Source organism: Methylobacterium indicum (assembly GCF_017347565.1).
Lineage (GTDB): Bacteria > Pseudomonadota > Alphaproteobacteria > Rhizobiales > Beijerinckiaceae > Methylobacterium > Methylobacterium indicum.
Genome location: NZ_AP024145.1, coordinates 4649291 through 4661706, shown reverse-complemented (window position 1 = coordinate 4661706; position 12416 = coordinate 4649291). Strand labels below are relative to the sequence as shown.

Sequence of the window (12416 nt, the reverse complement as noted above, 5' to 3'; positions counted from 1 at the left end):
CCTCGGGGGGGCAATGAACGGTTCCGTCGTGACCGCCATCCTGCTCGGCGCCGCCGTCACGGTGTGCGCCCGCACCCTGCCGATCCTGCTCCTGTCACGGCGTCCGCTGCCGCGGCCGGCGGTGCTCTGGTTCGGTTTCGTGCCCTCCGCCGTCATGGCGGCGATCGTCGCCGTCGACCTGATCGTGCATCCTGCGCGAACCGCGTCCGGCTGGAGCGTCTCGTCCCTCGCCGCCGCGACGGCGCTCGCCATCGGAGCGTTCAGCCGGAGCCTCTTCTTCACGGTGCTGTCGGGCGTGTGCGCCTTCGTGCTGTTCAAGGCGGTCCTATCCTAGCTCTGACGGAACGAGCCGTACGGCATGACCCCAAATCACGAGGAACGACCCCCTCGCGCGACGGCCCAAACCCCCCTATAAGCCCGGCTTCCGCGACCGACCTGACCGGTTATCGAAGAGGTGCGGTAGGAGAGGACGATGAGCGAGCGTTGGACCCCCACGAGCTGGCGGCGGCTGCCGATTCAGCAGGTCCCGGATTATCCGGATTCCGCGGCCCTTTCGGCGGTGGAGCGGCAGCTCGCGAGCTTTCCTCCGCTGGTGTTTGCCGGTGAGGCGCGCAAGCTGAAGCAGAACCTCGCCAAGGTCGCGGCCGGCGAGGCGTTCCTGCTTCAGGGCGGCGACTGCGCCGAGAGCTTCGACGAGCATTCCGCCGACAACATCCGCGATTTCTTCCGCGTCTTCCTGCAGATGGCGCTGGTGCTGACCTTCGCGGGCGGCTCGCCGGTAGTGAAGGTCGGGCGCATCGCCGGTCAGTTCGCCAAGCCGCGTTCCTCGCCGGTCGAGACCGTCGACGGCGTGGCGCTGCCGAGCTATCGCGGCGATATCGTCAACGGCATCGGCTTCACGGAGGCCGAGCGGGTGCCGAACCCGAACCGCCAGACCGAGGCCTATCGCCAGTCGGCGGCGACGCTGAACCTGCTGCGCGCCTTCGCGACCGGCGGCTACGCCAACCTCGAGAACGCGCATCGCTGGATGCTCGGCTTCGTCAAGGACTCGCCCCAGTCCTCGGCCTATGCCGACCTGGCGCAGCGCATGACCGAGACCCTCGACTTCATGCGGGCGATCGGCATCAACCCGGAGACGCACCAGGAGGTGCGCCAGACCGATTTCTTCACCAGCCACGAGGCGCTGCTGCTCGGCTACGAGGAGGCCCTGACCCGGGTCGATTCGACGAGCGGCGACTGGTACGCCACGTCGGGCCACATGCTGTGGATCGGCGACCGCACCCGCCAGGCCGACCACGCCCACATCGAGTTCGCCCGGGGCATCAAGAACCCGATCGGCCTCAAATGCGGGCCGTCGCTGAAGGCCGACGACCTGATCAGGCTCGTGGACGTGCTGAACCCGGCGAATGAGGCCGGCCGCCTGACCCTGATCTGCCGCTTCGGCGCCGACAAGGTCGGCGACCACCTCCCGGCGCTCGTCCGGGCGGTGGAGCGCGAGGGCCGCAAGGTCGTGTGGTCCTGCGACCCGATGCACGGCAACACCGTGACGGCGAGCGGCTACAAGACCCGGCCGTTCGAGCGGGTGATGAAGGAGATCCAGGGCTTCTTCGACATCCACCAGGCGGAAGGGACGCATGCCGGCGGCATCCACCTCGAGATGACGGGCAAGAACGTCACCGAGTGCACCGGCGGCGCCCGGGCGCTGACGGCGGACGACCTGCGCGACCGCTACCACACCTATTGCGACCCGCGCCTCAACGCCGAGCAGGCGCTCGAGGTGGCCTTCCTGACCGCCGACCTCGTCAAGCGCGAGCGCAAGCAGCACGAGCATCCCCGGATCGAGGCCGCCGAGTAGGCGTCTCGTTCCGTCGCGATGTTGCAAGGCCCGGGATGGGCGCCGCCGGCCGGTGGTGTCCGTCCCGGGCCTTTTCGCGTCCAGCGATGATCTTCCGCGCCCTGTCCGGCCGTAAGCCGCGGTGCCGTACGTGAATGTCCCGGCACGGGCCAACGCACCCCTTGCCCACCCGTGAGGCCAAAGCCGGACGATCCTTCCGGATACTGTCTCACAAGCCCTTCCGGTGCTTGGGCGACGCCGATTTCCGCATCGCGAAGCGATCAGGCGGACATCGTATGACGCGATGGATATCCGAGTGGCCGGTCGAACGCGATTCCCGCGAACTCACCATGCCGCCATACGAGCCGGACACGACGTGTGATCTCGGCGTGCCGGGTGACGATCCAGAAGCGATCCGTGAGCGCATAACGGGGAGACAAGCCGATTCTGGCGCCTCCATCCGAGAGATCGCGGATGACGCAGGGGATATGGTCGTAGAGCGACAGCAGGATCGTTGCCGGCATCGAGGTGACGTAGCGGGGATGGCGCCTCGCATCCGGCTCGGGAGATTCCGGAGCGTCGTTCCTGTCTCCGCTCGCCATGGCCGAGTCGGCGTTCATTTCATCTGCGTCCCGTGTTTCGTCGGAGCGGCGTCCACCACAGCCGCTCCGCTTTATTACCTTGGGTAATAGGATATATCGGCTTCATAAAAACCGCATGTCCTTTGTCGGTTAAGATATATTTACGCGTATTCGCGATATGCAACAAGGCATAGGTCGATTTTTATCTCCGAAGGTCTAGGTCGGAAGATTGTGGGATTATGTCCGAGTGCTTGATCTCTCGACGCGTGGAGCGCGGTCCGCGACCCTGAGGGATGCGCATGCCGGGAGATCGACGTTCCGGGATGGGCCGGCCCTTGTCCCGGACGAATTCAGCGCAGCGGAAGGAGATCGGGGAAAGACGGACGGCTGACGAGAGGCCGAGGGCCGGGCGGACCGCATCCAAGTCGTGTCGTGTACCGTGCGCATGGAGGAACGACACGGTTGGATCTCCGGGCGATCGACGCGGCCTTGGTCCGGGGGACGGTGCGCGTGCCCTCCGAAGGGGGGCGGCCTACAGATCCAGAAGGCGGCCCGGAACCCCGAGCCTTGGGCTCTCCGCACGTCTCCCGTCACGGTCCGGCCGAGAGGCTCGAACGGATGACCGACACCGCGGCTTGCGCCCGGACCGAACCGTCGCTATACAGCCGCCATCCCGCCGGGACAGCTCCCATCGTCTAGCGGTCTAGGACGTCGCCCTCTCACGGCGAAAACAGGGGTTCGAGTCCCCTTGGGAGCGCCAACTCTTCGAAGAGTTGTTTTTGGCCGCGGGTTCATCTTCGAGATCGTGAAACGGCTGCGTGAACCCGCGTCGAGGGCGAGCGCAGATGCCGTCCGCTCGCCGTATTCCGGCCCGCCGAGATCCCCCTGCCGCGCGTCGAACGGCGTCCCGCCGGCGGGCAGCGCCCGCCTGCCCCAGCGGCGGAGACGCGTCCATAGCTCACCGGTACTAATGGGCGCCGCCGACGCGGCAGGCTATTCGGTCGCGGTCCGAGGGATGGCTCCGGGTGCGGGGCGAAGCCGGATCGCGGGAGGGAGCCTGGACATGACCTGCCAGCCACGCCAGTTGGCGATCGTCCTCGCGGCGGTGCTGCTTCTGTCCGGACCGTCGCGGGCTCAGGTCATCGACCCCCGGGACGACGCGGCCGTCGTCACGGCGAGCGGCCAGTCCACCGCCATCGCGATGGCCTGCGGCAAGATCGATCGCGCGGCCGCGGCCTTGCGGCGGGCCGACCTGCAGAAGCGCTTCGCGTCCAAGGGGATGGCTGCAGCGACCTTCGCTCGCCTCTACGACACGGCCGTCGACGGCATGACCGCGACCACGAAAGCGAATCCGGCCGCGACCAAAGCGGGCTGCGAGCGGCTCGGCAGGCTCGGGGCCGAGCCGTAGCGGTTGCGCCCCTTGTCCGATCGCCGGCGGCTCGGACGCGCTTCACGATGCAGGAAGGATCAGGATCACATGCGCCGCTCAGCTCTTCTCCCGTTCCTGATGCTGTCCACGGCAGCCCTGGCCGAGGGACAGCCCTCGCTGATCTGGCTCGACATGCCGCGCGGCAAGGTCTCGATCGAGATCAACGGGGTCGAGGGCAACGAGAACGGCCACGGCCTCGTCGTCCATGCCGGCGGCGACAAGGAGGCCCTGATCGACAGTGAATCCCTGCCCGATGTCGTGACGAAATCGGGCGACAGCGTCCTGTTGCGGGTGTTCACCGGCGGCAATGCCTGCCCGGCCATGTATGCGTGGTTGACCTACGACCGCGAGGGCCTGCGTGCGACGCCGACCTTCGGAACCTGCGCGGAGGACGGCGAGCTGGTCCCGGGCACGGGCCACCCGGCCTTCGTCCTCGATAAGCTCGGCAACGGGCCGGGCAAGATCCGCTACGACTTCGACGGCAGAACCGTTCGTGAGACCCCGATCCGGGCAGGCCGGACGTAGCGAGGCGACCCGCATGCCGGTGGGCGTCGGGCCCGCCGCGGGCCTCAATACTCCACGAATTCGCCGAGCTGGCCGGCGAGGCGGTAGGCGCGCTCGCGGGTGAGACCGCGCAGGATCACCCGGGTGTCGCTGTAGAGCGTGAAGGTGCCGTCCGCGTCGGCCTGGATGCGAATGCCCTCGTGCATGTGGTCGGCGCTCCCTCGCGTAGGCTTGGCACCCGTCGGGATGCGGGGGGAAACGCGCGACAGGGCGGCCGGATACGGACCCGGCAACACTTTTTTAAATCCCGGCTTCCGGAAAAAAGAGACGGTTCGTCGGAACCTTCACCGTTGGAAGATTCTTTTAAGGGACCCGCTCAACGGGCCGGCCTCGCCGCAGGGAGGGGCCGTGCAGAGGAGACACCAAGATGAAGAAGATGACCCTGAGCCTCGCGGCCGCGGCCGTTCTCGGCAGCCTCACCTTCGGCATCGGCGCGGCCTCCGCCGCCCCGGCGAGCCCGGCCGGCATCCAGGCCGCCCCCATGGTGGAAACGGTGCAGATGACCCGCGGCGAGCGCCGGATGATGCGCCACCACCGCATGCACCGCCACATGATGCATCGCCGCCATATGATGCACCGCCGGCACATGATGCGGCACCGCATGATGCACCGCCACATGCACCGCATGTAACGGATTCCGCTCCGCCCGGTCCTCGGACCGGGCGGAGCTTTTTCGGGAGGACTCAGTACGGCCGGTTGGCGAAGGCCGGCTTGCCGGCGAGGATGCGCTCGTCGACCTGGCGCACGTCGCGCAGGCCGCACATCGCCATCGTGACGTCGAGCTCCTTGCGGATGATGTCGAGGCACTGGGTCACGCCCGCCTCGCCGCCGGCCCCGAGCCCGTACAGGAAGGCGCGGCCGATGAAGACGCCGTGCGCCCCGAGCGCCAGCGCCTTGATCACGTCCTGCCCCGAGCGGATGCCGCCATCCATCAGGACCTCGATCCGGTCGCCCACCGTCCGGACGATCTCGGGCAGGGCCTCGATCGACGAGATCGCCCCGTCGAGCTGGCGGCCGCCGTGATTCGAGACGATCATCGCCTCGGCGCCGCTCTGCGCGGCCAGCTCCGCGTCCTCGGGATCGAGGATCCCCTTCAGGATCAGCTTGCCGCCCCAGCGGTCGCGGATGCGCTTGACGTCGTCCCAGTTCAGGCGGGGATCGAACTGCTCGGCGGTCCAGGACGAGAGCGAGCGCAGGTCCCCCACCCCTTGCGCGTGCCCGACGATGTTGCGGAAGGTGCGCCGCTGGGTGCGCAGCATGTTGAGGCACCAGCGCGGCTTCGTCGCCAGGTTGACGATGTTGGGGATCGTCATCCGGGGCGGGGTCGAGAGGCCGTTCTTCACGTCCTTGTGGCGCTGGCCCAGGATCTGGAGGTCGAGGGTGAGCACCAGCGCCGAGCATTGCGCCGCCTTGGCGCGGTCGATCAGCCGGTCGATGAAGTCCCGGTCGCGCATCACGTAGAGCTGGAACCAGAACGGGGCGTCGGTGTTCTCGGCCACGTCCTCGATCGAGCAGATGCTCATGGTCGAGAGCGTGAACGGCACGCCGGCCTTGGCGGCGGCGCGGGCGGCCAGGATCTCGCCGTCGGCGTGCTGCATCCCCGTCAGGCCGGTCGGCGCCAGCGCCACCGGCATGCTCACCGGCTGGCCCGCCATGGTGCTGGCGAGCGTGCGGTTCGTCATGTCGACGGCGACGCGCTGGCGCAGCTTGATCCGGGAGAAATCGTCCTCGTTCGCCCGGTAGGTGCCCTCCGTGTACGAACCGGAATCGGCGTAATCGTAGAACATCCGCGGCACCCGCCGCTCGGCGAGCACCCGCAGGTCCTCGATGCAGGTGACGGGGCCGCCCGCGAAGAACCGCGACGCCCAGGATGGCGGCCGCGACGAGGGCATTCGGGTGGCTTGCATGGCGTCTCGCTCGTGCGTCTGTTCTGGCGCGCGGGTCATCGCTCCGCGCGCGGGCTTATTGAGCCTCACCTGTCCGAAATACCCTCAACCGTTCCGGTCTGACCATCGTTTTTGCCCTGCGCCCGGCGCGGCCCGCCCGCGCGGGAATCTACGGGACCACCTCGTCCCGCGGCGTCGCGCTCAGTTCGGTCCCCTCGAGTTCTTCCTCCAGGCGGAAGAACGCGTCGTCGCCGATCTCGCCGCGGTCGCGCAGGTCCAGGATGACGCCGCGGGCGGCCTCGACGGCGCGATGGCAACGGATTGTGTGGCTGAACTCCTCACCGGTTCCGGGTGCCCGAGTCGATGCGGCCCATTCGTGACTTGCCGGCCACACACGGGGTATGAAAAATACCGTAAAAACCTCTCAAGAACAGCAAATACCCGCCAAATTCGGGAGGAATCGTCATGGATTGTCGTATCCTGCGTCAGCTGACCTTGAAGGCCGACGGGCATCTGTCATGTGACGACAGCAATGGATATTATATCCATGTCGGGGACGTGGCCAACAAGCCGGGATGGTCGATCAGACAGGTCTTTGGGGGCGCGATCTACGAGCATATTCGACGCTCGTTCCAGGACGGCCGCGTGCCATGGCCGGGCAAATGCGAGACCTGCGATTGCTTCTCTCCGCATGACCAGCCAGTGGACACTTTGGAATCGCGCGTGCGGATCATGGTCGAGCCGACCCTGGACTGCCGGTTGGCCTGCCCGTCCTGCAAGCGTCGGCAGGAACTGGGACGGCGTCGGAGCGATGATCATCTCTCGCCGGAACTGCTCGGAAACCTTATCCGCAGTTGCGTGCGCTCCGACATCGCGGTCGACGAGGTGCACTATCTCGGCTGGGGCGAACCGCTGCTGCATCCCAACTTCCGCGACTTGGTCGAGACGGTACGAGCGCTCTCGCCGGGGACGATCCAGGAGGTCACCACGACCGGAAATGCCGATTTCCGCGCGAGCCTCGGCGGCACATACATCGACCGCGTGGTCGTATCGTGCGATGGAGTGCGGCAGGAAGAGTACCAGAAGTACCGCATCAACGGTTCCCTGGAGGAGGCACTGCGGTTCATGCGCGATGCCAAGCTCCACGGCCATCCCGACACCTTCGTCGAGTGGAAGTACATCCTGTTCGACGGCAACGACCACCCCGACGACCTAATCCGAGCGCAGGTGCTCGCCGACGAATTCGGTCTCGACAGCTTGCTCTTCATCGTCACGAATTCGAAGACCCGCTCGCTTCGCTACACCAACGACACCATGGCGGAGATCCCGATCCGCTCGCGTCGAACCAAAATTTCGCCCGCCGCCGCGATGATGATCGGCTCGCGCGTCTCCGGCCACTTGGATCCAGCCCGGTCGCAGCTGGGCGACCGGGAGAACGCTTCTCTCTATATCGACGAATGCCGCGTGACCCGCGGCAACATGCTGACGGTGAGCGGCTGGTCCCTCGGCGCCGACGGCAGCTATGTCGACGAGGTCGAGTTGATCGCAGGCTCGCATCGGCAGGTTACCCAGACCCACGATCTGCGCCACGACGTGGCCGCGGCCCGCAGCAATGCGCAGGGTGCCCGCTGCGGCTTCCTGTTCCGAGTCCCACTCGGGGGGCAGTCGATGCCCGATGCGCTCGCCCTCACCGTGAGGCTGCGCAACCACACCCAGGACTTCTCCGCCGCCGTGCAGTGGCCAGCGGCCGGGTGAACCCACGATCCTCCATGAACCGCCGGGCCTGCCGACGGGGCCCGTTTCCCACTCCGGGGGACGGGCCACATGGGAGTGCCCACGGATTACCGAAAGGCGTGAAGGTGCCGTCCGCGTCGGGTGAGACCCGTATGCTCTGGTTCGCGGAGTGTCCCCTGCCCTTTCGTCACGCCAACCATTCGAGGCGTCGGGGGAGCCACGTGGGCCTCAAGGCACCACCTCGTCCCGCGGCGTCGCGCTCAGTTCGGTCCAGTCGAGTTCCTCCTCCAGGCGGAAGAACGCGTCGTCGCCGATCTCGCCGCGGTCGCGCAGGTCCAGGATGACGCCGCGGGCGGCCTCGACGGCGCGACGGCGCAGGCCGTCGGCGGGCAGGCTCTCGGGGGCCAGGCCCTCGTCGTGCGATTCGGCCTCGCTGAGCGCCGCGTCGAATTCCCGGCGCAGCGCCTCGGCATGGGGCGAGTCGTCGCCGTCGAGGCTGTCGCGCGCGGCCCGATAGGCGGCGGCCCGGGCCCGGCCGATCTCGTGGCCGACCGGATCGTCGTCGCCGAGGGAGAACCAGGCGAGCAGCGGGCGCACGGTGAGACCCTGGATCACCAGCGTGCCGAGCACGACGCAGAAGGCCGTGAGCACCACGAGGTCGCGGTGCGGGAAGTCGCCCGGCAGCGCCAGGGCGAGCGCGATGGTGACGACGCCGCGCATGCCGCACCAAGCCACCGTCGTGCCCGAGCGCAGCCCGATCGGCGGCGGGCCGCTCGGTCCGAGCACCCGGTGCCACAGCCGCGCGACCGACCGCGCGCCGAGCACCCAGGCGAGGCGTACCGCCACGGTGGTGCCGAACACCGCCGCGGCCACGAGGGCGTAGTGGTGCCGCTCGGCCGGGCTCAGGCCTTCGAGGATCGGGCCGATCTGCAGGCCGACCAGCACGAAGGCGAGCACGTTGAGCACGAACACCGCCGTCTCCCAGACGGTGTTGGAGGTGATCCGCAAATGCGCCGGCACGGTCTGGGGCGAGAGCCGCGACACGGTGAGGCCGAAGCTCACCACCGTCAGCACGCCCGAGACCTCGACCCGCTCCGCGGCGAGCCAGAGCCCGAAGGTGGCGACGAATTGCAGCACCACGGCGCTCGGCGGATCGGTGACGCGGCGCATCAGCCGGACGTAGAGCATCGCCAGCAGCGGCCCCGCCGCGAGGCCGCCGACGACGCCGATCAGGAAGGTCGGAGCGACCTCGGACGGGGCGAACGACCCCGTCGCCACCGCCCCGAGGGCCAGGCGGTAGATCAGCAGCGACGAGGCGTCGTTGAACAGGCTCTCGCCCTTGAGGATGGTGACGAGGCGGTGGGGCAGCCGGACATGGGCCAGCACCGAGAGCGCCGCCACCGCGTCCGGCGGCGCCACGATGGCGCCGAGCACGATGCAGGCGGCGAACGGCATGTCGGGCACGAGCCAGCGCGCCACCAGGGCGACCGCCACCGTGGTGACCCCGACCGCGCCGACGACGAGGCCGGCGATCGGCCGCCAGTTGCGCCGCAGGTCGCGCAGGCTGGTGTCGTAGGCGGCGTCGAGCAGGACCGGGGCGAGGAAGAGCGCCAGCGCCAGATCGGGGTCGAGGCCCGGGCGCGGGACCTGGGGCACGAAGGCCAGCACGACCCCGCCGATGGCCAGGAAGGCCGGGAACGGCGCCCCGAGGCGCCGTGCCACCCCGGCGAGCAGGACCGCGACGACGAGCACGCCCGCGATCCATTCGAAGATCAGCATCACCCCTCCGGTTGCAAGGGTGAGCAACGCGCGAGGGCTGCGGATGGTTTGCCGGGCGCTCCGGCCGGTCCGATCGCGGGCGGTGGGACGGCTTAGAGCTCGGCCTGCAGCTCGGCGATCTCGGCGGGGCGCAGGATGTGCCCGTCGGCGAGCACGATCCAGGCGATGCCGCCCTCCACCGCACGGGCGGCCGTCACCGCCTCGCGCAGGGTCGTGGTCGGGCGCTCCCCGGCCTCGTCGCCCGGCCAGACGACGAGTTGCGCCGGGGCGGTCCAGTCGATGCGGCTGCGGTCGGTCATGCGCCTTGATCACCACCCCATTGCGGCCATGGCGGGGCGGACGCGTTGCGGGCGCGTGACGAAACCAAAGGCCGGAGCCGTCGCCCCGGCCGCCGCGATGTCATCCGGCCGCCGCCAGCCCCTCCGGCCGTTTCACCTCGATCTCCACGAAGGCAATCGGATGGTCGGAGCCGTTCTGGACGTCGTGCCGGATGCCGGCCGGGCGCCGGTAGGACTGGCCGTGGGCGAGCGGCACCTCGGTGACGCTCGTGCCGTCATGGACCCGCAGGGTGCCCTCCGTGATCATCACCACGAAATAGGGCCAGCCATGCTCGTGCCAGCCGGTGACGGCGCCGGGCGAAAAGTCCCAGCGGGTGATGCGGACGGTCTCGTCGTCGACCTGGACGGTCGGGACAGCGGGGATCGTGCAGGCGAAGGCCATCGGGATCTCCTATCGGGCCGATTCGAAGCCGGCGAGCACCGCCGTCAGGTTTTCGCCCAGGAGATCCGAGAGGTAGCCGCCCTCCTGCACGAGCACGGTCGGGAGGCCGAGTCTTCCGAGCGCCGCCCCGATGCGCGAAAACCCCTCGGTGGTGATGGCGAGCCCGGCCAGCGGATCGTGCTCCGAGGCGTCGAGGCCGAGCGCCACCACCAGCGCGGTCGGGGCGAAGGCCTTCACGGTGCGGCTCGCCACGCCCTCCAGCACGTCGAGATAGGCGTCGTCGCCGGTGCCGAGCGCCAGCGGCAGGTTCAGGTTGGCGCCGATCCCCTCTCCCTCGCCGCGCTCGTGGGCGTAGCCCCAGACGAAGGGATAGAAGCCGCGCGGATCGGCGTGGAGCGAGACGGTGAGCACGCTCGGATCGCGGTAGAAGATGCCCTGCGTGCCGTTGCCGTGATGCACGTCGACGTCGAGCACCGCGACCCGGGCGTGGCGCTGGCGCAAGGCCGCGGCGGCGACCGCGCTGTTGTTGAAGTAGCAGTGTCCCCCGGCCCGGTCGCGATAGGCGTGGTGGCCGGGCGGGCGGCAGAGCGCGTAGGCCGCGCCCTCGCCGTCGAGCACGAGTTGCGCGGCGCTCGCCGCGACGTCGGTGGCGGCAGCGGCGGCCGCGTAGGTGCCCGGCCCGATCGGGCAGGCGGTGTCGACCGTGTGCCAGCTGAGCCGCCCGACGATGTGGGTCGGGTAGGTCGCGGCCTCGCGCACCGGGTGGATGTTGGCGATCATCTCCGCGCCGTGGTCCGGCAGCGCCTCCCATTCCTCCCAGGCCTGCGCCAGGAAGGCGAGGTAGTCCGGGCTGTGGACCCGGGCCCGGGCGCTGGTGCCGTGGGCCTGCGGCGCCACCACCGTGTGGTGTCCGGCCTTCAGCCCGGCGAGCAGGCGGTCGGCCCGTTCCGGCTGGTCGGCGGCGGGCTTCACCTGGCCGCGCACCAGGAAGAACTTCGGGTCGTGGCTGCGATGGTCCTCGGAATGAACGGCCTTCATGGGGTCTCCGACGTCTCGTTGCGGGGTGGGGGGCCTTGCGGCGTGAGGCTCTCGAGCAGCCGGACGACCTCCCGGCGGGCGACGCCGATATGGTGGTCGACATGGGCGACGATCCGCTCCGGATGGCCGGCCTCGATCGCCGCCAGCACCGGCTCGTGGGTGCGGGCGATCTCGTCGGGGTCGTCGTAGAGCCGGCCGATCAGCCCGATCACGATCCGCAATTCCGAGGCCAGCCCGTCGAACAGGCGCAGGAGCCGGGCATTGCCGGCGGCCTCGCAGATCAGGCGGTGGAACTGGTAATCGGCCTCGACGATGGTGGCGGGGTCATCGCGCCGGGCGAGGTCCCGCATCAGGTCGAGCTGGCGGCGCAGGGCCGCCCTCGTCTCCGCCGTCAGGCGCCGCGCCGCCTCCACCGCCGCGTGGCGCTCGACGCAGAGACGCAAGGCATAGAGTTCGTCCACGTCCCGCGCCGAGAGCTCGCGCACGAAGAAGCCGCGCCGCGGCGAGGCCATCAGCAGGCCCTGGCTCTCAAGCAGGCGGGCGGCCTCCCGCACCGGCGCCCGGCTGATGCCGAGCTCGCGCGCCACCGCCGCCTCCGCCACCTTGGCGCCGGGAGGCAACCGCCCCTGCACGATCGCGTCGGTGAGCCGGCGCGCGACCTGGCGCACGAGGTCGCTCTCGGCCAGCACCGGCAATCCGACGGGTTGGGACATCGTGCGCATCGCACCTCCGTGGCCGGATTGTGCAACGCGTAGGCGTCGATTGTCGACACTTTTGGCTTGATCGAGATGCAAGGCCGGGTCAGTCTCCGGTCATGCCGGATCCTGTCGTGGGTCCGCCCGGTCCTGTAT

At 69.2% G+C, this 12416-nt stretch carries 14 protein-coding genes and 1 tRNA gene; 7 read left to right on the top strand and 8 right to left on the bottom strand.

What is annotated here, in order from left to right; translation table 11 throughout:
• Positions 1-28: 28 nt before the first annotated feature.
• Together miv_RS21640 and miv_RS21635 are read left to right on the top strand one after the other, a co-directional pair.
• A complete protein-coding gene (locus miv_RS21640) occupies positions 29-334 on the top strand; it encodes an AzlD domain-containing protein (RefSeq protein ID WP_207178779.1) in 306 nt (101 codons plus the stop codon).
• A gap of 138 nt (positions 335-472) precedes the next feature.
• Positions 473-1855, top strand: coding sequence for a class II 3-deoxy-7-phosphoheptulonate synthase (locus miv_RS21635; protein ID WP_207178778.1), 1383 nt, complete (start codon positions 473-475; stop codon positions 1853-1855).
• 260 nt (positions 1856-2115) lie between these two features.
• Here miv_RS21635 and miv_RS21630 read toward each other — a convergent pair whose 3' ends face one another.
• Complete coding sequence (locus miv_RS21630) at positions 2116-2454, bottom strand: PilZ domain-containing protein (RefSeq protein ID WP_082711427.1); 339 nt, start codon at positions 2452-2454, stop codon at positions 2116-2118.
• A gap of 645 nt (positions 2455-3099) precedes the next feature.
• Between miv_RS21630 and miv_RS21625 the strand changes: the two genes are divergently transcribed.
• From miv_RS21625 to miv_RS21615, 3 genes are all read left to right on the top strand, one after another.
• A tRNA-Glu gene (locus miv_RS21625) sits at positions 3100-3175 on the top strand.
• Between the two features lie 303 nt (positions 3176-3478).
• Positions 3479-3823 carry a hypothetical protein gene (locus tag miv_RS21620; RefSeq protein ID WP_207178776.1) on the top strand — a complete coding sequence of 115 codons (345 nt, stop codon included), beginning with the start codon at positions 3479-3481 and terminating at the stop codon, positions 3821-3823.
• A 69-nt stretch (positions 3824-3892) separates the two neighbouring features.
• Positions 3893-4369, top strand: coding sequence for a hypothetical protein (locus tag miv_RS21615; protein WP_048429721.1), 477 nt, complete (start codon positions 3893-3895; stop codon positions 4367-4369).
• 44 nt (positions 4370-4413) lie between these two features.
• Here miv_RS21615 and miv_RS21610 read toward each other — a convergent pair whose 3' ends face one another.
• Entirely contained in the window at positions 4414-4554 is a 141-nt protein-coding gene (locus tag miv_RS21610; RefSeq protein WP_165602072.1) for a hypothetical protein, read from the bottom strand.
• A gap of 221 nt (positions 4555-4775) precedes the next feature.
• Here miv_RS21610 and miv_RS21605 point away from each other — a divergent pair, with 221 nt between their 5' ends.
• The gene (locus miv_RS21605) at positions 4776-5039 is read left to right on the top strand and encodes a hypothetical protein (protein WP_207178775.1); all 264 of its coding nucleotides are present in this window, start codon (positions 4776-4778) and stop codon (positions 5037-5039) included.
• Positions 5040-5091: 52 nt separating this feature from the next.
• Here the strand turns inward: miv_RS21605 and miv_RS21600 are convergent, their stop codons facing one another.
• Positions 5092-6300 carry an alpha-hydroxy acid oxidase gene (locus miv_RS21600; protein WP_048429723.1) on the bottom strand — a complete coding sequence of 403 codons (1209 nt, stop codon included), beginning with the start codon at positions 6298-6300 and terminating at the stop codon, positions 5092-5094.
• 459 nt (positions 6301-6759) lie between these two features.
• Between miv_RS21600 and miv_RS21595 the strand changes: the two genes are divergently transcribed.
• Positions 6760-8049 (top strand): radical SAM protein, encoded by a 1290-nt coding sequence (locus miv_RS21595; RefSeq protein ID WP_207178774.1) that lies wholly within the window; start codon positions 6760-6762, stop codon positions 8047-8049.
• 207 nt (positions 8050-8256) lie between these two features.
• Here miv_RS21595 and miv_RS21590 read toward each other — a convergent pair whose 3' ends face one another.
• The 5 genes from miv_RS21590 to miv_RS21570 all read right to left on the bottom strand — a co-directional run bounded on the left by miv_RS21590 (position 8257) and on the right by miv_RS21570 (position 12278).
• Positions 8257-9807, bottom strand: coding sequence for a Na+/H+ antiporter (locus tag miv_RS21590; protein WP_207178772.1), 1551 nt, complete (start codon positions 9805-9807; stop codon positions 8257-8259).
• A gap of 92 nt (positions 9808-9899) precedes the next feature.
• Entirely contained in the window at positions 9900-10106 is a 207-nt protein-coding gene (locus miv_RS21585; RefSeq protein ID WP_207178771.1) for a hypothetical protein, read from the bottom strand.
• Between the two features lie 100 nt (positions 10107-10206).
• Positions 10207-10527: a cupin domain-containing protein gene (locus miv_RS21580; RefSeq protein ID WP_058618872.1), complete on the bottom strand. Its 321-nt coding sequence runs from the start codon at positions 10525-10527 to the stop codon at positions 10207-10209.
• A 9-nt stretch (positions 10528-10536) separates the two neighbouring features.
• A complete protein-coding gene (locus tag miv_RS21575) occupies positions 10537-11565 on the bottom strand; it encodes a histone deacetylase family protein (protein WP_207178769.1) in 1029 nt (342 codons plus the stop codon).
• Complete coding sequence (locus miv_RS21570; RefSeq protein WP_244496553.1) at positions 11562-12278, bottom strand: GntR family transcriptional regulator; 717 nt, start codon at positions 12276-12278, stop codon at positions 11562-11564. The genes miv_RS21575 and miv_RS21570 overlap by 4 nt, the downstream gene beginning before the upstream one ends.
• Between the last annotated feature and the right edge of the window lie 138 nt (positions 12279-12416).

Coding starts and splice junctions, on each gene's coding strand:
- miv_RS21635 (WP_207178778.1), top strand. CDS start 473: ATGAGCGAGCGTTGGACCCCCACGAGCTGGCGGCGGCTGCCGATTCAG.
- miv_RS21630 (WP_082711427.1), bottom strand. CDS start 2,454: ATGAACGCCGACTCGGCCATGGCGAGCGGAGACAGGAACGACGCTCCG.
- miv_RS21620 (WP_207178776.1), top strand. CDS start 3,479: ATGACCTGCCAGCCACGCCAGTTGGCGATCGTCCTCGCGGCGGTGCTG.
- miv_RS21615 (WP_048429721.1), top strand. CDS start 3,893: ATGCGCCGCTCAGCTCTTCTCCCGTTCCTGATGCTGTCCACGGCAGCC.
- miv_RS21610 (WP_165602072.1), bottom strand. CDS start 4,554: ATGCACGAGGGCATTCGCATCCAGGCCGACGCGGACGGCACCTTCACG.
- miv_RS21605 (WP_207178775.1), top strand. CDS start 4,776: ATGAAGAAGATGACCCTGAGCCTCGCGGCCGCGGCCGTTCTCGGCAGC.
- miv_RS21600 (WP_048429723.1), bottom strand. CDS start 6,300: ATGCCCTCGTCGCGGCCGCCATCCTGGGCGTCGCGGTTCTTCGCGGGC.
- miv_RS21595 (WP_207178774.1), top strand. CDS start 6,760: ATGGATTGTCGTATCCTGCGTCAGCTGACCTTGAAGGCCGACGGGCAT.
- miv_RS21590 (WP_207178772.1), bottom strand. CDS start 9,807: ATGCTGATCTTCGAATGGATCGCGGGCGTGCTCGTCGTCGCGGTCCTG.
- miv_RS21585 (WP_207178771.1), bottom strand. CDS start 10,106: ATGACCGACCGCAGCCGCATCGACTGGACCGCCCCGGCGCAACTCGTC.
- miv_RS21580 (WP_058618872.1), bottom strand. CDS start 10,527: ATGGCCTTCGCCTGCACGATCCCCGCTGTCCCGACCGTCCAGGTCGAC.
- miv_RS21575 (WP_207178769.1), bottom strand. CDS start 11,565: ATGAAGGCCGTTCATTCCGAGGACCATCGCAGCCACGACCCGAAGTTC.
- miv_RS21570 (WP_244496553.1), bottom strand. CDS start 12,278: ATGTCCCAACCCGTCGGATTGCCGGTGCTGGCCGAGAGCGACCTCGTG.